The sequence below is a fragment of the Acinetobacter sp. YH12236 genome, from assembly GCF_013417645.1.
Classification (GTDB): domain Bacteria; phylum Pseudomonadota; class Gammaproteobacteria; order Pseudomonadales; family Moraxellaceae; genus Acinetobacter.
The window spans coordinates 1-19,670 of record NZ_VPDM01000010.1 but is presented as its reverse complement, the minus strand read 5'-3'; the positions used below and the strand labels follow the sequence as shown (position 1 = coordinate 19,670).

General features: G+C 42.3%; 22 protein-coding genes. 17 read left to right on the top strand and 5 right to left on the bottom strand.

The features are described 5' to 3' along the window. Positions 1-40: 40 nt before the first annotated feature. Positions 41-256, top strand: a complete 216-nt coding sequence (locus tag FTV14_RS06125) for a cold-shock protein (RefSeq protein ID WP_004782461.1) — start codon at positions 41-43, stop codon at positions 254-256. A gap of 96 nt (positions 257-352) precedes the next feature. Next, a complete protein-coding gene (gene rhlB / locus FTV14_RS06120; RefSeq protein ID WP_004782458.1) occupies positions 353-1,504 on the top strand; it encodes an ATP-dependent RNA helicase RhlB in 1,152 nt (383 codons plus the stop codon). 60 nt (positions 1,505-1,564) lie between these two features. Here rhlB and FTV14_RS06115 read toward each other — a convergent pair whose 3' ends face one another. Next, positions 1,565-1,942: a hypothetical protein gene (locus FTV14_RS06115; protein ID WP_171505595.1), complete on the bottom strand. Its 378-nt coding sequence runs from the start codon at positions 1,940-1,942 to the stop codon at positions 1,565-1,567. A 265-nt stretch (positions 1,943-2,207) separates the two neighbouring features. On the opposite strand from FTV14_RS06115, the gene FTV14_RS06110 reads away from it, so the two are divergent. The 13 genes from FTV14_RS06110 to FTV14_RS06050 all read left to right on the top strand — a co-directional run bounded on the left by FTV14_RS06110 (position 2,208) and on the right by FTV14_RS06050 (position 15,140). Then, positions 2,208-2,786, top strand: a complete 579-nt coding sequence (locus FTV14_RS06110) for a nitroreductase family protein (protein ID WP_034169994.1) — start codon at positions 2,208-2,210, stop codon at positions 2,784-2,786. A 33-nt stretch (positions 2,787-2,819) separates the two neighbouring features. Beyond that, on the top strand, positions 2,820-3,893 hold the full coding sequence (locus tag FTV14_RS06105; RefSeq protein WP_034704062.1) for an NAD(P)H-dependent glycerol-3-phosphate dehydrogenase: 1,074 nt from the start codon (positions 2,820-2,822) through the stop codon (positions 3,891-3,893). 72 nt (positions 3,894-3,965) lie between these two features. Beyond that, entirely contained in the window at positions 3,966-4,421 is a 456-nt protein-coding gene (locus tag FTV14_RS06100; protein ID WP_159123892.1) for a histidine phosphatase family protein, read from the top strand. A 29-nt stretch (positions 4,422-4,450) separates the two neighbouring features. Beyond that, the gene (gspL, locus tag FTV14_RS06095; protein ID WP_180053549.1) at positions 4,451-5,593 is read left to right on the top strand and encodes a type II secretion system protein GspL; all 1,143 of its coding nucleotides are present in this window, start codon (positions 4,451-4,453) and stop codon (positions 5,591-5,593) included. Then, positions 5,593-6,072: a type II secretion system protein GspM gene (gspM, locus tag FTV14_RS06090; protein ID WP_004782448.1), complete on the top strand. Its 480-nt coding sequence runs from the start codon at positions 5,593-5,595 to the stop codon at positions 6,070-6,072. The genes gspL and gspM overlap by 1 nt, the downstream gene beginning before the upstream one ends. Positions 6,073-6,162: 90 nt before the next feature. Beyond that, positions 6,163-7,164, top strand: coding sequence for a quinone-dependent dihydroorotate dehydrogenase (locus tag FTV14_RS06085; protein ID WP_005235085.1), 1,002 nt, complete (start codon positions 6,163-6,165; stop codon positions 7,162-7,164). A 5-nt stretch (positions 7,165-7,169) separates the two neighbouring features. Further along, positions 7,170-7,751 carry a CvpA family protein gene (locus FTV14_RS06080; RefSeq protein ID WP_180053548.1) on the top strand — a complete coding sequence of 194 codons (582 nt, stop codon included), beginning with the start codon at positions 7,170-7,172 and terminating at the stop codon, positions 7,749-7,751. 24 nt (positions 7,752-7,775) lie between these two features. Next, positions 7,776-9,311 carry an amidophosphoribosyltransferase gene (purF, locus tag FTV14_RS06075; protein ID WP_004782444.1) on the top strand — a complete coding sequence of 512 codons (1,536 nt, stop codon included), beginning with the start codon at positions 7,776-7,778 and terminating at the stop codon, positions 9,309-9,311. A 91-nt stretch (positions 9,312-9,402) separates the two neighbouring features. Then, positions 9,403-11,292 carry a M48 family metalloprotease gene (locus FTV14_RS06070; RefSeq protein WP_180053547.1) on the top strand — a complete coding sequence of 630 codons (1,890 nt, stop codon included), beginning with the start codon at positions 9,403-9,405 and terminating at the stop codon, positions 11,290-11,292. A 208-nt stretch (positions 11,293-11,500) separates the two neighbouring features. After that, a complete protein-coding gene (locus FTV14_RS06065; protein WP_180053546.1) occupies positions 11,501-12,148 on the top strand; it encodes a hypothetical protein in 648 nt (215 codons plus the stop codon). Positions 12,149-12,170: 22 nt separating this feature from the next. Beyond that, complete coding sequence (locus FTV14_RS06060) at positions 12,171-13,151, top strand: D-glycerate dehydrogenase (protein WP_180053545.1); 981 nt, start codon at positions 12,171-12,173, stop codon at positions 13,149-13,151. Positions 13,152-13,236: 85 nt separating this feature from the next. Further along, a complete protein-coding gene (locus FTV14_RS06055) occupies positions 13,237-14,679 on the top strand; it encodes a M48 family metalloprotease (RefSeq protein WP_180053544.1) in 1,443 nt (480 codons plus the stop codon). A gap of 101 nt (positions 14,680-14,780) precedes the next feature. Continuing rightward, positions 14,781-15,140 carry a hypothetical protein gene (locus FTV14_RS06050; protein ID WP_180003691.1) on the top strand — a complete coding sequence of 120 codons (360 nt, stop codon included), beginning with the start codon at positions 14,781-14,783 and terminating at the stop codon, positions 15,138-15,140. 79 nt (positions 15,141-15,219) lie between these two features. Here the strand turns inward: FTV14_RS06050 and FTV14_RS06045 are convergent, their stop codons facing one another. Together FTV14_RS06045 and rpsU are read right to left on the bottom strand one after the other, a co-directional pair. Further along, complete coding sequence (locus FTV14_RS06045) at positions 15,220-15,666, bottom strand: GatB/YqeY domain-containing protein (protein ID WP_180053543.1); 447 nt, start codon at positions 15,664-15,666, stop codon at positions 15,220-15,222. A 33-nt stretch (positions 15,667-15,699) separates the two neighbouring features. Further along, the gene (gene rpsU, locus FTV14_RS06040; RefSeq protein WP_001136722.1) at positions 15,700-15,915 is read right to left on the bottom strand and encodes a 30S ribosomal protein S21; all 216 of its coding nucleotides are present in this window, start codon (positions 15,913-15,915) and stop codon (positions 15,700-15,702) included. A 146-nt stretch (positions 15,916-16,061) separates the two neighbouring features. Between rpsU and tsaD the strand changes: the two genes are divergently transcribed. Further along, positions 16,062-17,078 carry a tRNA (adenosine(37)-N6)-threonylcarbamoyltransferase complex transferase subunit TsaD gene (gene tsaD, locus FTV14_RS06035; protein ID WP_180053542.1) on the top strand — a complete coding sequence of 339 codons (1,017 nt, stop codon included), beginning with the start codon at positions 16,062-16,064 and terminating at the stop codon, positions 17,076-17,078. A gap of 60 nt (positions 17,079-17,138) precedes the next feature. On the opposite strand, the gene FTV14_RS06030 is transcribed toward tsaD, so the two are convergent. Together FTV14_RS06030 and FTV14_RS06025 are read right to left on the bottom strand one after the other, a co-directional pair. Beyond that, a complete protein-coding gene (locus tag FTV14_RS06030; protein ID WP_048882070.1) occupies positions 17,139-17,681 on the bottom strand; it encodes a hypothetical protein in 543 nt (180 codons plus the stop codon). Between the two features lie 202 nt (positions 17,682-17,883). Further along, a complete protein-coding gene (locus FTV14_RS06025; protein WP_180053541.1) occupies positions 17,884-18,948 on the bottom strand; it encodes a hypothetical protein in 1,065 nt (354 codons plus the stop codon). 343 nt (positions 18,949-19,291) lie between these two features. Here FTV14_RS06025 and FTV14_RS06020 point away from each other — a divergent pair. Further along, positions 19,292-19,670, top strand: a 379-nt coding sequence (locus tag FTV14_RS06020) for a transposase family protein (protein WP_180053540.1), incomplete at its 3' end; no start/stop codon positions are given.

Below are 19,670 nucleotides of genomic sequence, written 5' to 3'. Positions count from 1 at the left end.
ACCGGGTGGTCCTTTTTTTAGTATCAATGAGGATTAACTTATGACAGCTGCTCGTGAACAAGGCGTAGTTAAATGGTTCAACGACACTAAAGGCTTCGGCTTTATTCAACGCAACGGCGGTGATGACGTATTCGTTCATTTCCGTGCAATCCAAGGCGAAGGCCACCGTTCACTTCGTGACGGCCAACGTGTTGAATTCAGTGTAGTTAAAGGCCAAAAAGGCTTCCAAGCTGAAGAAGTTCAACCATTAGACTAATCTTCGGATTAAGCTAATAAACGCCCCAATATAAATTGGGGCGTTTTTTGTTTATACTATTCCATCTTAGTGATTATCAAATTAGAGCAGCGCTTTATGTCATCTGGTTTTGAAACCTTAAATTTACATCCCCAACTGAAAAAGGCAATTGATGCTTTAGGCTTTACTTCCATGACGCCGATTCAGCAGAAGGTTTTAAAATTCACCTTGGCAGGACATGATGCTATTGGTCGTGCACAAACGGGTACGGGTAAAACAGCCGCATTCCTGATTAGCGTGATTAATGACTTGCTGAATAATCCGGTAAAAGAACAGCGTTATCGTGGTGAACCGCGTGCTCTGATTTTGGCACCCACTCGTGAGCTGGCATTACAGATTGAAAGCGATGCACATGAGCTGACCAAGTTTACTGACCTGAGTGTCGTAACACTTCTAGGTGGTGTAGATTTTGACAAGCAGAAAGCTCAATTGGATAAAGCGCCAGTGGATATCATGGTTGCTACTCCAGGGCGTCTGATTGATTTTGTCGAGCAAAAAGAAGTCTGGCTAGACCAGATTGAATTCCTGGTGATTGATGAAGCTGACCGTCTACTGGATATGGGTTTTATTCCATCAGTAAAACGTATTGTGCGTTTCTCGCCACGCAAAGAGCAGCGTCAGACGCTGATGTTCTCTGCAACTTTTAGCTATGATGTCTTGAATCTGGCACAGCAATGGTTATTTGAACCGGTCACTGTCGAAATTGAGCCAGAGAAAAAAACCAATGCCGACGTAGAACAGCGTGTGTATATGGTGGCGAAAGCAGACAAATATAAGTTGCTGCAAGACATTCTGCGTGATGAGCCGATTGAAAAGGTCATGATTTTCGCTAACCGTCGTGATCAGGTACGTAAGCTATATGATCATTTAAAACGTGATGGTTATAAGGTGGTAATGCTGTCAGGTGAAATTGCCCAAGACAAACGCTTAAAAATGTTAGACCAGTTCAAAAATGGTAAACATAACATCATGATTGCGACAGACGTTGCCGGTCGTGGTATTCATGTGGATGGCGTATCTCATGTGATTAACTTCACTTTACCTGAACAGTCCGATGATTACGTACACCGTATTGGTCGTACTGGTCGTGCGGGAACGCGTGGTGTAAGTATCAGTTTCCTGGCGGAAGATGATGCGTTCTATTTGCCAGAGATTGAAAAAGCGATTGGACAAAAATTACCGCTGACCCGTTTGGAAGGCTATTGCTAATCTAAACTGCAAAAAAACCGCTCTTAAAGAGCGGTTTTTTATTACTGCACATGTTGAAGCTTATTTTGCTTCACAGCGGAACGTTAAAACAGTCTGATAATCATCATTCTGGTTCAATCCGGTGTTGGTGCCGGCAATATTGCCTAATACAGTCGCAGCAGCCTGAATCATTTGTCCGGTCTGTTCATCGACTACACCTTTTAGTGCACCATTATAAGAAGTTTTTTCATCCAGAATAATCGCAGTTGCTTTGGAGCCACAGGTTTTGCTGGCGGCATTCACTGCATTATTTTTAGAGGTTAACTGGTTTTTACCTAATCCTGTTACTTCAAACTGATTATTTTCCTTTTGAACCGCCACTGAAGTCGGGTTAGATGCACAGGCAGTTAAAAGTAGAGCTGAAGCTGCTAATCCGCTGATCGCAATTGTTTTTTTCATCATAAAATCTCGCTTGAAAACAGAACTGGGAATATTGAAACACAGTAAAAAGCACAGAATTAGGAGCTGTTGTATAAGTTTGGCAATTTTTGATGTTGCTCTATGAGAGAAAAGTGAATGAAAGAGACCTTTTATTGATTCCATAGAAAATATTGTAATCTTCCTTAAATATTTTCAAGGTAGAGGTATTTGCAAGTTTCTAGAGTATTACTAGTGGAATATGCTAATCTTGACCGTAGTTTTTAAGTTATAGATCTATAAAGCAATGACGGAATCTGTGGTCGACATCGTTCATCAAAATATTCACCAACGTCAATCAATAGGACATTTGCTGGCACCTGCGCCGAATGCAGAACAGTTAGAAATGGCATTTAAAGCTGCTTTGACAGCACCGGATCATCACCGGTTAAAACCTACCACTTTTGTGATCATCCCGGATGCGCAACGTGAAGCATTTGGTGAACTGTTATCGCAAGCACTGATAGATCTGGGTCAAACTGAATCAGCTCAGATTGAACGGGTCAAGAATCATCCTTTTCGTGCACCTTTGCTGGTACTGGCATTAACCCGTTTGCAGGATCATCCGAAAGTGCCACATTTTGAGCAGATTTTGAGTTCAGGTGCCGCTATTCAAAACTTCTTGCTGTCTTTGCAGGCTCAAGGTTTTTCAACTATGTGGCGTAGTGGCGCAGTAGTAGAATCAAAATTTTTCAAGCAGTCGCTCGGCATTGGTAAGGATGATCTGGTTTCTGGCATTATCTATATCGGTACGGCGGCAAAAGCGATTGCACCACGTGCTGAAATCCAAACCCAGAATTATGTAAGTTATTGGAATCAAAACTAAGGCATTTCAAGACACAGGATATTAGAAAACAAGATGTCAGAATTAAATTTTACCGATTTGATTGAACCGGTAGTGGTCAACCAGAATACGGCTTTAAGAATTACAGTTTTAGGCGGTGGTAGTTTTGGTACTGCGATGGCCAATACCGCGGTTCGAAATGGCTGCGATACCATGATCTGGATTCGTGATCCGGAAGTAGCTGAAGATATTAATGCAACACATATCAATAAACGCTATCTACCGGATTTTAAGCTGGAAGAAAATCTGCTTGCTGTGTCCGATCTGGAGAAGGCTGTTCGTGATCGCGATATTATTCTAGTCGCGATTCCAAGCCATTCTTTCCGTGATGTGTTGCAGCAGATCAAGCCCTTTATAACCTCTCAAGCGGTGATTTCCCTGACAAAAGGGATTGAGGCCAATACCTTCAGCTTTATGAGTGACATCATTCGTGAAGAACTACCGGAAGTGCCTTATGGTGTGCTGTCTGGTCCAAACCTGGCCAAAGAAATTGTCGCAGGTCAGCCGGCAGGTACGGTGATTGCCAGTGAATCTGAACTGGTACGTTATGCAGTGCAACAGGCACTCCATAGTGCATTATTTCGTGTCTTTGCCAGTGATGATGTGCATGGCGTAGAACTGGGTGGCGCATTGAAAAATATTTATGCGGTCGCGATGGGAATGGCGGCTGCCTATAATGTCGGTGAAAATACCAAGAGTATGATTCTGACCCGTGCTCTAGCGGAAATGAGCCGATTTGCAGTCAAGCTGGGTGCAAATCCGCTAACTTTCTTGGGGCTTTCTGGTGTAGGTGATCTATTTGCCACTTGTAACAGTCCGCTGAGTCGTAACTATCAGGTTGGTTATGCATTAGGTAAGGGTAAAACCTTAGAGCAGGCGACGACTGAACTGGGTCAAACTGCGGAAGGGATCAACACCATTGTGCAGGTAAAAGCGCGTTCAGAAGAGCTGGATGTTTATATGCCGATTACAACTGCCTTGTATGAAGTGATCTTTGAAGGAGCGCCGCCGCTGACGATCGCTTTATCTTTGATGAAAAATGGTCATCGCAGTGATGTGGAATTTGTCTTGCCACATCATCAAGTCTGATCTATAACACAGGAAGAGCGATGATTATAATGCTGACTGATGACCGTAGCGACAAAATAAATAGGGAATAAGATGCAACTGACTTTAGTGCGACATGGCGAAGCCGCGCCACCAGTGAGTGGGAATGATAGCAAACGTCCCCTAACGGAACGCGGGCATCAACAGGCGGAACAGACAGCGCAGTATTTAAAGGACATCATTAAACCGGAAGTATTTGTGGTCAGTCCTTTATTGCGTGCGCAGGAAACTCTGGCGCATTTACAGCACTATTTTAAAGATGTGCCCGTGGTGATCTGTAATACGATCAAGCCTGATGATGATGCTAAAGTTGCAGTTGAATGGTTATCGCAGTTGCCGTATGAGTCCATTGCGGTGGTTTGTCATATGAATGTTGTGGCGCATATTGCCTCCATTCTCGTGACTGAGTCTTTTCATCCATTTCATTTATCAGAAGCACGTATTTATGATCAGGCCGTGATTGCACCAGGCTTATCAACACAAGTTAAAAGCTTTATTCCAACAGTATAAAAACCAATTAAAACGGTAGAACACAATCGATGTTGTATTTATGGATGCCGGAAGCCAATGGGGTTTGGCAATGGTCAAAGGGGGAGTTCTGGAACACTGCTGCAACACTTGAGCAGCTGATTCAGGATATTCAGGCTTATCATGGTGTAGAGGCGACGGTCTTTTTTCCAAGTCGTCATGTGCAAATTTTGCAGCAGACTTTGCCAAAGAGCCAATATAAAAAAATGGGCAATGATGGCATTAAATATCTGTTAGAAGAATATGTAGTACTGCCTGTCGATACCATGAAAGTGCTGCATCATTTTCAGCAGCCTGACCAGATCAGTATTCTGGGGATTGCAAATTCTACAGTTGAAACTTTGCAGCATGCCCTGAATTTGATTCCTGTTAAACTCGCTGCATTATTGCCAGACTTTCTGGTTTTGCCAGTGCCTGAACATGCGCAGCAGCGCGTTATTGCACAAATTGGTGGGCATTTGCTGGTACGTGAAGCTGAATATATCGGCCAGTCAGTGGATGATCTGAGCCTTTATCTGGATTTTCAGCCCAAAGATCTGGAATATCAGGTTAGCAATCTCAGCCCTGAACAAATGAGCAGTTTAGAAGCGGTAGCAACACGTGAACAATTAAACTCGTTCCAATATACGTTGCCAATGCTGAAAAAACCGAAACAGCATCCATTTAATATCCTACCAAAGGGTAAATCGGATCATACTGTTTCTGGTTACTGGAAAGCCTGTGCGGCGGTTTTTCTTGGGATTCTGGTATTGCAGTTCACTTACGATGCAGTGCGCTGGTACCAATATAAGAAAGTCGCCAATACCACTGCGATGCAGGCGATTGATCAGTTTAAATACTGGTTCGGACAGAATTATCCGGTCACTGAGCAGAATATTAAAAGTCAGTTTGAAGCCCAGCTTCGTCAAAGTCAGACTGCGGATACTCAGGCTTTGCAGCTCATTAGCCGAGTCGGGCCGGTGTTGATGCAAAACCAGATTGTGGCACAGCGTGTCAATTATGATCCGTCTGGATTGAGTCTGCAGTTACAGTCCAATTCATCTGAGAGTTTAAATACTTTGACCAAGCAACTGGGGCAGCAAGGCTTTAAAGTAGAATTGGGGAATATACAGGCGAATGGAACAGGCGCCGTAGGACTGGTGAAAATACAATAATGAAAGCTATTGAAACCTTACAGAACCGCATGGATCTGCAAATTGAAAAACTGACCGATTATCTGGATCGTTTGTCAGCACGTGAACGCATTCTGGTAATCTTTACCACAATCTTTGTGCTGGTGACCGCTGTTGCGAGTGCACTCTGGGCAATGCATCAGGCAGCAGATACCCAGCAGAAACGTTTAAATGATCTAAAAGATACGCTGGTCTGGATGCAAAGCAATGCTGTTACTATGAAGCCGGCAGGAGACTTGCAATTAGATGCAGCAGAAAAAGTGCAGCGTATTGCTCAGCAACAAGGGCTGTCGGTCGCATCACAGCAAATGGATGGAAAAATTCAGTTGATGCTGTCTCATGAAAATTATTCTGTGCTGGCCAACTTCCTGACACAGTTGGCACAAATGGGGCTAAGTATCGAGAAAATGGAACTAAATAATGAAGCAGGGCAGATTAAATTAACAGCGACTGTGCAATAACTGGTAAAAATAAAGATTTGCAAAGCATGGTTTTTTTGTCAGCCTATGCCTATAATATGCCGACTTAAAAAGCAGTAGACTTTTCTAGATATGTTGTATTCTCTAGCCCGCCCTTTGTTGTTTTCTTTAGCACCAGAGCGTGCACATGAGCTGACACTATCACTATTAAAATCATCCCATAAAATGGGCATGATGCGTCAAAATGTTGCTGTGAAACCTGTGACCTGTATGGGAATCGAATTTCCTAATCCGGTCGGTCTTGCAGCAGGGTTAGATAAAAATGGTGCCTATATTGATGCCTTGGCCAGTCAAGGCTTTGGTTTTATTGAAATTGGTACCATTACTCCACGCCCGCAACCTGGTAATCCTCATCCACGTTTATTCCGTCTTCCGAAAGCCAAAGCGATTATTAACCGTATGGGTTTTAATAATGATGGTGTGGACAAACTGATTGAAAACGTTAAAGCTGCAAAATTTAAAGGTGTACTGGGAATCAATATCGGTAAAAACGCTGATACTCCGGTAGAAAAAGCAGTAGATGATTACCTTATTTGTTTAGAAAAAGTCTATAATTATGCTTCCTATATCACCGTTAATATTTCTTCTCCAAATACCAAGAACCTGCGCAGTTTACAAAGTGGCGATGCACTGACTGAATTGCTGGAAACGCTGAAGAATCGTCAGCTGGAACTGGCTCAGGAACATCAGCATTACGTTCCTCTGGTATTAAAAGTTGCACCGGATCTTGAAGCTGAAGATATTGCCTTTATTGCCAAGCAGTTATTGCAATACAAGATTGATGGTCTGATCGTGACCAATACCACATTGTCACGTGAAGGTGTGGAAGGTCTGGAGCATGCAGAAGAAGCGGGCGGTTTATCAGGCGCGCCAGTCTTTGAGAAAAGCACGGCATGTCTGGCTGCATTTGCAGAGGAATTAAAGGGACAAATTCCATTGATTGGTGTGGGTGGTATTCTTTCAGGTGCGGATGCGCTGGCCAAGAAAAAAGCTGGTGCAAGCCTTGTACAAGTCTATAGTGGCCTCATATATACTGGGCCGGAACTGGTTAAAGACTGTGTAGCCGCGCTTTAAATCCTATGAATGCCATTGATATCTTTCTACTGATTATCTTGCTCATTGGAGGGCTCAACGGTTTGCGCCAAGGATTTATTAAAGCCTTTGCGAACTTAGTGGGATGGATTTTTGCCTTGATTATTGCGGCGAAATATTCAACACTACTTGCGCCCTCAATGGTTGCTCTCAGTACAGATCCAGTGGTACAGAAGATTGCAGCCTTTGCCTTTATCGTTCTGATGATTGTGGTACTCACCTGGATTGTCACCTTTCTGCTCAACCTCATTTTAAAAACCCTGAAACTTGGTCCGCTGAATCGTCTTGCGGGCGGTGTTTTCGGCAGCCTGAAAGGTTTGCTGATTGTCCTGATTACCATGCAGGGTATTGGTCCGTGGGTGGAAAGTTCGCCGCACTGGAAGCAGTCTAAATTTATACAGGTCTTATTGCCATATGCGCCTTGGGCAACAGAGCTCTCCAAAGAAGCCGCAAATGGCGCCCTGCAACATATCAAGTCTGAAGGGGCACAGAAACCTTCAGATTCCTCATCTGAACCGGCATCCAAGGCCAAGAGTTCAGATGCGTCAACGAATAATCCTTTTTATTAATCCTAGCTTGTCTGCGAGGTTGCTATGTGTGGAGTAGTTGGTATAGCTGGTAAATCACCTGTTAACCAAATGTTGTTTGATGCATTAACGATGTTACAACATCGTGGACAAGATGCAGCTGGGATTGTGACTTGTCAGGAAGGCCGCCTGTTCCTGCGTAAAGATGTCGGTATGGTCCGTGATGTATTCCATACCCGTCATATGCGTGCTTTACAGGGTAATTATGGTATTGGTCATGTGCGTTACCCAACGGCGGGTACTTCAAGCAGTGCCGAAGCGCAACCATTCTACGTAAACTCACCTTATGGGATTACACTGGCGCATAATGGTAACCTGACCAATGCTGAAGAAATTCATGATGACCTGTTCAAAACTGACCTGCGTCACATGAATACTGATTCAGATTCAGAAGTGCTACTAAACGTACTGGCGCACGAATTACAAAAACGTGGCAAGCTGGTACCAACATCTGAAGATATTTTCCAGGCTGTAACGCGTGTACATGAGCGTTGTAAAGGTGGTTATGCCGTTGTTGCGATGATTACCGGTCAAGGTCTGGTAGGCTTCCGTGATCCAAACGGTATCCGTCCATTAATTTACGGTTCGCGCGAAACAGAAAATGGTATGGAATATATCATTGCTTCTGAATCTGTAGCGATTACGGCACTAGGCTTTAAGGTTGAACGTGATATCGAACCAGGTGAAGCAGTTTTCATTGATTCTGACGGTAACTTCTTTACCCAGCAATGTGCAGCGAATCCAGAATATCGTCCATGTATTTTTGAATATGTGTACTTTGCCCGTCCAGATGCAACCATTGATGGGATCTCTGTCTATAAAGCCCGCCTGAAAATGGGTGAGAAACTGGCACAAAAAATCCTGCGCGAGTGGGGCGATGAGCATGACATCGATGTGGTGATTCCAATTCCGGATACTTCGCGTACTTCGGCATTAGAATTAGCCAATATGCTAGGTGTGAAATTCCGTGAAGGTTTCATGAAAAACCGTTATATCGGTCGTACCTTCATTATGCCAGGTCAGCAACTGCGTAAAAAATCAGTACGTCAAAAACTGAACCCGGTTGAGCTCGAGTTCCAGGGCAAAAACGTTCTACTGGTCGATGACTCGATTGTGCGTGGTACGACTTGTAATGAAATTATTCAGATGGCACGTGATGCGGGTGCGAAAAAAGTATTCTTCGCTTCTGCGGCACCTATGGTGAAATATCCAAACGTATACGGTATTGATATGCCGGCGAAATCTGAACTGATCGCTTCTGAACGCAGTGTAGAAGAAATCCGTGAAATCATTGGTGCTGACCGTCTGATTTTCCAAGATCTGGAAGACCTGAAAGATGCAGTACGTACCAAAAAAGTTCCTCATTTGCGTGAATTTGACTGTTCTGTATTTGATGGTGTGTATGTCGCAGGTGGAATCAATGCTGAATACCTCGATCAATTAGAGCAAAAACGCAGTGATGGCGCCAAAAAAGGCGACAATTTTATTGATGTGAATATTGATGCAGCATCAGTTGACCTGACCGGTGTACGCGAAGTCTAAGCAATTAAAATCATGATGAAAAAGCGGGAATTTCCCGCTTTTTTGTTTTATGATGAGCCCAAGGAAAGACCAGATCAGTTAGGGTGGTAGATTGAAAAGCGTAGGATATGCTTTGGTCAAAAACAAGAATATGCTATTGCTAGCCAGCTTTTGTCTGATTGCGATACTATTAACAGTTCTGATTATCAATACAGTGGTTGGCCTGTTTGTTTTCTATGCTGATCCTAGCCAGTCGATATGGTGGCATGTCCTTAGTCCTTATCTGGTAGCACTGGTTTTGTTCTTGATGATTATTTCGGTCATCTATGAATTTTATACGTTTCGTGCCGGCGGCTATTCTTTAGCCCAGCAAATGGGCGCGCGTCGACTGAACCAAATGGAAAGTATTCCGGAAGAAAGTGCTGCACTACGGATCAATACTCAACTGGCAGATACGTTCCTGATTGAACCGCCAGCTATGTATGTCCTGCCGAATGAAGTGGGGGTCAATGCATTAACAGCGGGTTTTAGTCCACGTGATACTGCTATTATTCTGACTTGGGGTGCATTACAAACTCTTGATGAAATTGAACTTTATGGCTTGCTCAGTCATGAATTTAACAAGATTCTATCTGGTGAAACAGCTGAAAATACCCGCCTGAAAATTCTATATAGCAGTCTGACCACTTTTAGCCAGTGGGGCAGCAAGATTGCGAAGTTGGGGTTTTATCGAAATGATGTACCTCGGGAAAACAAGTTTGAAACCTTCTATGTCTCAATCGGAGCAGTCATCTGGTTGATTGGCAGCTTGGGTATTTTGATTACACGTTTTATTAAATATATTTCATTGGGCGGACGTACCTATAAAAATGACCAGAAAACCCGACGCCTGATTCAGAATGATGCCAATATTCAGACTTTATTGCGCATTCATGTGCATCATTCAGGTTCACAGATTTATAGTGAATATGCCGAATCCATTTCGCATATGTGTTTTGCCAATTCTTTAAGTCCACAGAACTGGCTGAATATTCATCCAAATATTAATCAGCGTATTTATGAATTAAATCCTGCCTTGATTCAAGATCTGCAGCTTGAAAATCTGAAGAAATTAAAAAATCAGCCTTTGTTTAGTCTGTTTCGCTCACTGGAAGATGTTGTACCTGAAAGCACAGCAGTCTGGGAATCCCCACAGCCTTTACCTTTATTGCGTTTGTCCCCAATTAGCTTCGCCATTAAAGATGCCATCAAGCCATTGAATCCTGAACTACGTGCCAATATGCCGCGTCCGGAACTGATTGAGCGTGCTTTGCAAACTTCGACCGGTTCACGTGAGGTGATGGTCGCGATTCTGATGATCCGGCAATATCGTGAATTTATTCCAACCGAGGCAGAAGTCAGTCGTGCGATTATTGATTCATTATTAAATCTGGATGGACGGGTACATATCTCGATTTTCCAGCAAGCCTGTAAAAATATTGGTGGAATGCCAACCACGGTGGCACGGCAGTTTTTAATGAAGCTGGCAAGGATTATTCAGGAAGATGGTGAAATCGGTTTGCTGGATGCCTTATTGCTAGAGCGGGTGAAGTATGAACTGAATTTACTGCCGATGCATACGCCAACGTCTTTAGATGAGGTCAAACCACAGATTGTACGTCTGATTGATGCCTTGCTGCATGTGCAGCAGATTAATAGCGATAATCAGCTGGAGGTTCGGGAAAAGATTTTAAATCGTATTCTTAGCCCGCGAGAACTTGAGCTGTATAGTGAAATCTCAGATGAGCCGATTGATTTGGCCGAGATTTTAAATGATATTGCCGGATTGTTATTACGTGATCGTTTGAGCATGTTAGGAATTGCAGAAGTTTGCCTGTGGAGCGACCGGATCATGACTCAGGATGAGCTGGATGTGATGGAGCTTTTGTACTGGCGCTTGGGCTTTGAATCCAATGAAATTACCCAGCAAATGCTTAAGAAAAACAGCTTGATGATTATCTAGTATTTTTAAATTAATAAGATGTATTTAAGTCCAGTCTTTCAAGAACTGATCTATAAACAAACTTGCAGTAGAAAAAAGTAATCTTATAAATTGATTTCTATTCTGAGTTAAAATGACTCAAGATAGAGAGTGAAAAGCTAGAAATAGTTCGGCAAAGAAAAGCGAATCCCGTTAAAATGTTCGACCTGAAATAGGTGATGAAGAAAAGATGATTGGGCATCAGCGTGACATACTGGCAACATTAGGAATCGATATCTGGATTCCTAAGGGCGACGTATGTCAGCAGTATCAGGTTTCGATCTGGCGTGATCAGGCCCCAGCAGAATTGCATAGCGAAATCATTCTGCCACAACCGACTCAGATTGCTCCGGTAGAAAAAGCTCCTTTAATTGCGCCTGAGCCTGTTACAGTTGAAGCAAAAGCTGAAGTTAAAAGTAAAGTACCAGTAATGGTTGCACCAATTCAGGAACAGCGGGAAATTCTTCATATTTCGCCATTCAACTTGCAGGCTTTAAGCTTGGAACATTGCACGATTGTCATCGATGCCACAGAAATGACCGAGCAAACCCAGCTTTTATGGACGAACATCCAGCGTGTTCTGCAAAGTGAATTTTATGAACTGAACTGGCCCTTTCCTTGGGTGAATCTGCAAGATGGCCGGGGTGTTGAATCTTATATTCAGGGTTTTCTGGACATGATGAGCCTGGAAAAAAATATCATTTCCCTTGGCTCTATTCCGCATGTGACACATAATAAAATGATTCAACTGGCATCTTTACAGGAAATGCTGGATCAGCCCATACTTAAAAAACGCTTATGGCAGTTTATGCAAAACAGGCCAGAGAACTCAGAATAATATTGATGTGGAATAGGGACATATGAAACAAAAAGTGATTGTATTTAGCCAGATCGATCAGGATGTCCAGAAAAAACTCGAACAAAATTTTAATGTAGTAACTTTACAGCCGAAACTGGGCAATGTACATGAACAGTTGCTGGAACATGTGCGCGATGCCGATGGCATGATTGGGGCAGGCCGACTGCTCAATCGCGATAATCTGGCACCAGCAACCCGACTTAAAATCATTTCTAGTGTCAGTGTAGGGTATGACAACTATGCAGTTGATTATCTGAATGAAAAAAATATCTATCTGACCAATACTCCACATGTCCTGACTGAAACCACGGCAGATCTGGGATTCACACTGTTAATGGCAGCTGCACGCAAAGTGGCTTATCTGGATCACTGGACCAAACAGGGACAATGGCACCGCACGACACGTGAAGCGCAGTTTGGTATGGATATTTTCGGAAAAACGCTGGGGATAATTGGACTAGGGCATATTGGGGCAGCAGTTGCACGCCGTGGGTTTTACGGTTTCAATATGAATATCCTGTACCATAATCGCCATGAAAAACCGGAATTGGCTCAAGGCCTCAGTGCACAGTATTGCTCTCTGAATGAGCTTTTGCAGCGTTCAGATTTCGTGGTGGTTACCGTGGATTTAAATGCTGAATCAAAAGCTCTGATTGGAGCCGAACAACTGGCACAAATGCAGCCACATGCGGTGCTGGTGAATATCTCCCGTGGGCCTGTGATTGATGAGCAGGCTTTGATCGAAGCCTTAAAAGCCAACCAAATCTTTGCTGCGGGGCTGGATGTCTATGAGAAAGAGCCTTTAAAAGAATCAGAATTATTTGAGCTGGATAATGTCATTACCTTGCCCCATGTCGGTTCGGCCACAGTGGCGACACGTCGAAAAATGGCTGAGCTGGCTTATCAGAATCTGGTCGATGCACTTGAAGGGCGGGTGCCACGCTATGTGGTGAATCCGCAAGTGATTGGTTCATCTAAGTAATATTAAATAACATTTCCCTGCATCTATGCTCATTTTTCGATGCTATATTCGAGACAGGTTGAAACTGAATTTTAGAGATTTTTCATTGAAACGTTTGGTATTGGCGTGCGGGTTAGGTCTGTGTGCAACGGCAGGACATAGTGATAATAATTATTTTAATCAGCCTGCTGCACAATTTTCTGTACCGGATATTGGTGCGGGCGTCGGATTGATCGATCAGCAAAAAGAACAAATGATCGGCGAAAAGGTCTATCGTCAAGTCCAGAAACAAATGCCTGTGATTCAGAATCCATGGCTTGAAGATCAGTTACTTTCCATATTTTCCCACATTCTCAGTCAGACCAAATTACAGCAGCCGATTGGGTTAATGGTAATCAATGATCCGAAAATTAATGCTTTTGCAGTACCCGGCGGATTATTTGCTTTAAATGCTGGCCTGATTAATTCAGCCCGGAATACAGACGAAGTGGCAGGGGTGATGGCACATGAAATTGCACATGTTACACAACGTCATTACAGTCGTTCGCAAGAAACCTTTAAAGGACAAGGGTTATTAGCCTTAGCAGGGATTCTGGTGGGGGCATTAGTCGCTTCACAGGCAGATGGTGATGCAGGTGCAGCAGTGATGATGGGTTCTCAAGCAGCACTACTGGATCAGCAATTGACTTATAGCCGTAATCAGGAACGTGAGGCGGACCGGATCGGGATGCAATATATGTATGCTGCCGGCTATAGTCCGCACAGTATGGCGGATTTCTTTGAAGTGATGCATCGTTCCACTAGCCGTTTAAGCTTTATGCCAGATTTCTGGCTGACGCATCCTTTAACTACTGAGCGTATGAGTGAAGCGCGTTTGCGCGCCAATCAGTTGCCTGCGGTTAAGCGTAATTTAAATGATCAGGATTTTGAAATCATTAAATGGTATACGCGGGTACTGTCACGTCAGACCACTGAACAACAGCTCAACTTAATGGTGCAACGTAATGATTTTCCTGGCCAGCTGGCTTTAACGGCTTATCAGCTTCAGCAGGGAGACTTTCAGGCGGCACAAGCCGCACTGGATCAAGCCAAAAAGCACAATAAAATGCATCCTTTGCAGGTGTTATTTCAAACTGATATTTATCTGGGGCAAAATCAGCTGGATAATGCGCTAAAAAGCATTAGTTCAGCCGCACGAATCATGCCGGAAAACCGTGCTTTAAATTATAAATATGCCGAAACCCTAATTCGTGCCAAACAACCTGATCAAGCCAGAACCATAGTACAGCGCTTTTTAAATAGCAATACCCGTGATGTTAGTGGCTGGAGATTAATGCAACTGGCAGCGAATGCAGCACCTGATTCATCAATAAAAGCCGCCAACGTCTTGCGTTATCGGGCTGAAGTGGAGTACTGGTCAGGCTATGAAGAAACTGCGATTAAGTCCTTAATACATGCTCAACGCATCAGCAAAGGCAATCAGTCTTTATCGGCAACGATTGGCCAGCGTTTAAAACAGATGCAGCAAACGCGACAGTTTAAAATTTAAGTCTATTTTTCTAATGATTTTTAGCTTCAGTAGATATAGCCGAAGTTCACTAAATCACGCTACAATCCGGGCAAAGCTAAGTTGTTTATTTCAATTATTTTATGAAAAAAATATTATTGGGTTTATTGATATTGGGGTGTGGCGGAAATGTATTGGCGGCTAGTGCTGCAGAATACGTGCAGTCCGTTGAACAGATTAATACTGATTATCAAAAAGAATCACGCCAGTTTTTAAAAGGTTTAAATCCACAGCAGCAGGGTTTTAGCGCATCGCAGAATCAGCAGTTTTGCGCGATTGTACAGCGCTATGTGGATCGCTTATATAAAGCGGCAGATCAGAACCGGGCTTATCTGGATCGTCAGTATCAAAATGTAGGCAAGCAGGATGTCATACTGCAGGTAAAATCTTCAAAAGAGATGCAGTTGCTGAAACGTTATAATGTGGATTGTAATTTGCAGTAAGAATAAATAAGAAAATGCTGAGAACTGTCCGGAATGGAGGCAGTTCAACGCAGATTTAGATTTGAAATAGAATGGGAAATTAAGCAAGTTTTGCTTTAATTTTTGATGAAACTTGTGCAGGATCGGCGCGCCCGGCTATGAGCGGACGCAGAGAATTCATCACCTTACCCATATCTTTCATGCTAGTAGCTTGTTGCGCTTCAATTGTTTGCGCAATCAGGGAATCAAGTTCTTCCTCAGTCATAGCTTCTGGTAGAAATTGAGAGAGAACCTCAACTTCGGCTTGTTCCTTACTAGCTAAATCATCTCGACCAGCGCCTTCAAAGGCTTTGATCGATTCTTTACGTTGTTTAATTTGCTTTTCAATGACCGCAAGAACTTGAGCATCGTCAAGTTCTTTACGCTCATCGACTTCGATTTGCTTAATTGCTGCTTGCAGACTACGAATGACCGTCAACTTTGACATATCTTTGGCACGCATGGTGGCTTTCAATACGTCAGTAATCTGGTTTTTTAAAGTAGTCATTATTTATTCCAAGCAGTCAATCACAAATTAATCTTAGTAAAGGCGAGTAGTACGTACTGATTCACGCGCCAATTTCTTTTGGTAGCGTTTAACAGCAGCAGCTTTTTTACGTTTACGTTCTTGAGTTGGTTTTTCGTAGAATTCACGTTTACGAACGTCAGCAAGAACACCCGCTTTTTCGCATGAACGTTTGAAACGACGGATAGCTACGTCTACTGGTTCGCCTTCTTTCAATTTAACTTGTGGCATGAAGAATCCTCATTAAGTTATGGATAAGATCAGGGCCGAATTGCCCTCGATCACAAGTGAAGGTCAGTATTTTACTCATTTACATCTCATATCACAAGTCTATAATAGTTGCTGCAATAGATTTGATACAGGTTATAGGCAGTTTAATGATCGTTTTAGGCTTGGAAACGTCGTGTGATGAAACAGGACTTGCGCTGTATGACAGCGAGTTGGGTTTGCGCGGACAGGTGCTGTACAGCCAGATTAAACTGCATGCTGAATATGGCGGCGTCGTACCAGAACTGGCTTCGCGCGACCATGTGCGTAAACTCATTCCCTTACTGAATGAACTGCTTGAACAAAGTGGCATCAAAAAATCAGAAATTGATGCGGTGGCCTATACCCGTGGTCCGGGCCTGATGGGCGCGTTAATGACTGGCGCACTGTTTGGTCGGACTTTGGCCTTTGCCTTAAATAAACCGGCAATTGGTGTGCACCATATGGAAGGTCATATGCTGGCACCATTACTTTCTAAAACGCCACCGGAATTTCCATTTGTGGCATTACTGGTGTCTGGTGGTCACTCACAGCTCATGGCCGCTTATGGTATTGGACAATATGAATTACTCGGTGAATCGATTGATGATGCGGCGGGTGAAGCATTTGATAAAGTTGCGAAAATGATGGGTCTGCCATATCCGGGCGGCCCGAATATTTCCAGACTAGCTGAGCAGGGCGACCCGAACGCCTTTGCTTTCCCACGTCCAATGCTGCATCAAGGTTTGGAGTTTTCATTCAGTGGTTTAAAAACTGCAGTTTCTGTTCAAATGAAGAAACTCGGTGAAGAAAGACGTGATGCAGATATCGCTGCGAGCTTCCAGGAAGCCATTGTCGATACACTTGTTAAAAAATCAGTGAAGGCATTGAAACAGACTGGCTTAAAACGTCTGGTGATTGCTGGTGGTGTAAGTGCCAACAAGCGTTTACGTGAACGCCTGGAAGCAGACTTGGCGAAAATCAAAGCCACCGTGTACTATGCAGAACCTGCGCTGTGTACCGATAATGGTGCGATGATTGCCTTTGCGGGTTATCAACGTCTAAAAGCCGGACAGCAAGATGGTTTGGCTGTGACCACAACTCCACGTTGGCCGATGACCGAGTTGACGGATCCTCAAGCAGTTTAAAAATATATATAAGAAGGGGCGAAAAGCCTCTTTTGTATGTTCTGATCACCCAAGAAAAAATTAGTTTGAATAAGGCACCCAGACATTTTTCTGCACATTATATTCATATTGAACTAGATCAATATACGTCGATTCAAAAGAGGTATATTTGTCATCTTTTTTGATATGAAAACAATTACGGATATTGCTATAGGTTTGATGCGTACCAGGATGGTCACCGTCATATTGTGAGCCCATAAGACATACTCTTGAATCATTTAATGAAAAAGTATAGGAAGGCTTTTTTTTAAGATTGCCGTTATTATCTTCCCAACCCGTAAATTGATAGTTGAGCGGATAGCCAATACCTGTCTGAGTATCCAACGCAATCAGTTCTAAAGAATCAAGCGTGCCGGTATTTAACAAAATAAATTTGTGATCAAAATTTGCCTTTGATGTTTTTAATACATCTTTGTATCTTGAAATATTGCTTTTAGAGCAAAAATTTCCATTAAACAGATCAGAATCACAATCTGAAACTTCCCGAAAATTTGCATTAGGTTGTGCTTGAATCGAACTATATGAGATCAGTATTGAGCTGAAAAGTATTATTTTTTTAATCATAATTATATAAATAGATAAGTACTATAAGTAAGAGAATACAAGCTATTATAAAAAAAGTGGATAGCTTAAATCACATTATAAAGATCCATATTACTACAATTCAATCTAATATTTAGAAATCTGATCATTGGTGCAATTAAGAAATATAGATATTAAATATTGAAATAAAAACCTCACCACCATTTGATGAGGTTTTTTATAGTTATTTACCAATAATATTGGACCAAAGAATATCATCTACTTTTTCATTAGCGAGATACACTCCAGCTTTCAATGACTGCGGGGAGTCTTGGCTAATCCTGGTGATTAGCTGCGAGTTAAATAAGCCTTTTTGATGCGTTATGCTGACACTACCTTCCTCAGGCAAATGATGATAATTATTTGCCACTGTTTCCTTCATGATAAATGGAGTAGAACCTGTATCGAAACTAAAGGTATATCTGAAAGTGGCATCTAAAGGCTGACCGATCACAGTACCCTTTGAATTTAAGGTTCGTATAGCATGACTATCGTTGCCAAAGTCATCAACTAAACTAAAGGAATAATCTTTTAATTGTAAATACTCGCGGCTTTCAGCATTATAAATATCACCTTCTGGCAATTTATTGCTATCTGTTTTTACACGCTGGAAGCTCAGATTGGAAATATTGTAATTACGCTCTTGACCTGTGTCTGATTTAGAAGATGTATATTGAATCGAGCCAGAGATCAAATATTGATCTTTCAAACTAAAATCCAAGTTATGTCCATAGCGTACATTGTCAAAAGAAACGGTGGTTGTATCACCATCGCTAATTTGTGTGATTTTAGAACCTGCTACAAATGTCTTGTCCAGAACAATACAAGTTTCTTTACTTGACTTTAAGGTTAGTGTCTTGGTATTACCATTTGTTGTAACTTCAGCACACGTTAAATTACCAATCTTTATGCTGTTTACTCCAAGATTATAAATCTGCACAGCACGTCCTGTACGACCAAGGGGATAATCAGCAAAAATTTCTCCCACCATATGGGCTAAGGCTTCATTATAGTTATGTGCAAGTTCGCTGGTACCTTCCTGGCCGGTAAGTTTATCTTTGATTTTATCAAGCAAGTCATATTCAGTAAAAGGAACAAAGTCATCAGGTATTTCTGGTGAAATTGCTTCTGGTAAATTTTCTGGCAAGTTGGTTGCTGGTGTCTTGCTGTTACTGCTTCCGCCGCCGCCGCATGCAATTAATAGAGTACTTAACAGTGCTATGCCACTCACTTTGAATCGAAGTGTCATGATTATTCCCTCAATATCTATTTTAAAATTTATGTAAATAGATGGTATTTTTCTTGATATATCACTTTTAAGACATAGTGGTTTTTTAAATTCTAAAGTAACAACTACATCTCAAATTCATGGAAATTATGCATGATTATTGTAGGTTTACAATTTTGGATAATTAGGATGAAAAGAGTTAATCTTTTGATTATTAATAAGATAAACTTGATGAAATAATTTTTTTATTTAGAGTAAATACTCTAAATATTTTTAATAAACAATTACCTAAGTGCTCATATGAACTTTAGAATTAAGATGAATTTATTAGATCTCTTTCATAAATCAAAAAACGATCTTCTTTTTGGTTAATATTTGCACTCCGGATTTCTTGGCATTCGTGCATAATCTGCGGATGAAATACATCGATTCAAACAAGCTTTCTGATCCTCAGTTCACAGGCATCTCATGGTCAACTTTCTATTTGATGGTTGAGCAATTGCAGAAGCATGTCTCTGCCAAAGGCAGACCGCCCAAGTTAAGCCTGGAGGATCAGGTTCTGCTCTGTCTGAGCTATTGGCGGGAATACCGAACCTTATTTCACGTTGCGACGAGTTACGGGGTTTCAGAGCCCACAGCCTCAAGAATTGTCCGTCATGTTGAAGACTGCCTGATTCGGTCCAATCTGTTTAATTTACCCAAAGATTTACCCGAGGGCGAAGGCATCGACTGGAATGTTGTAA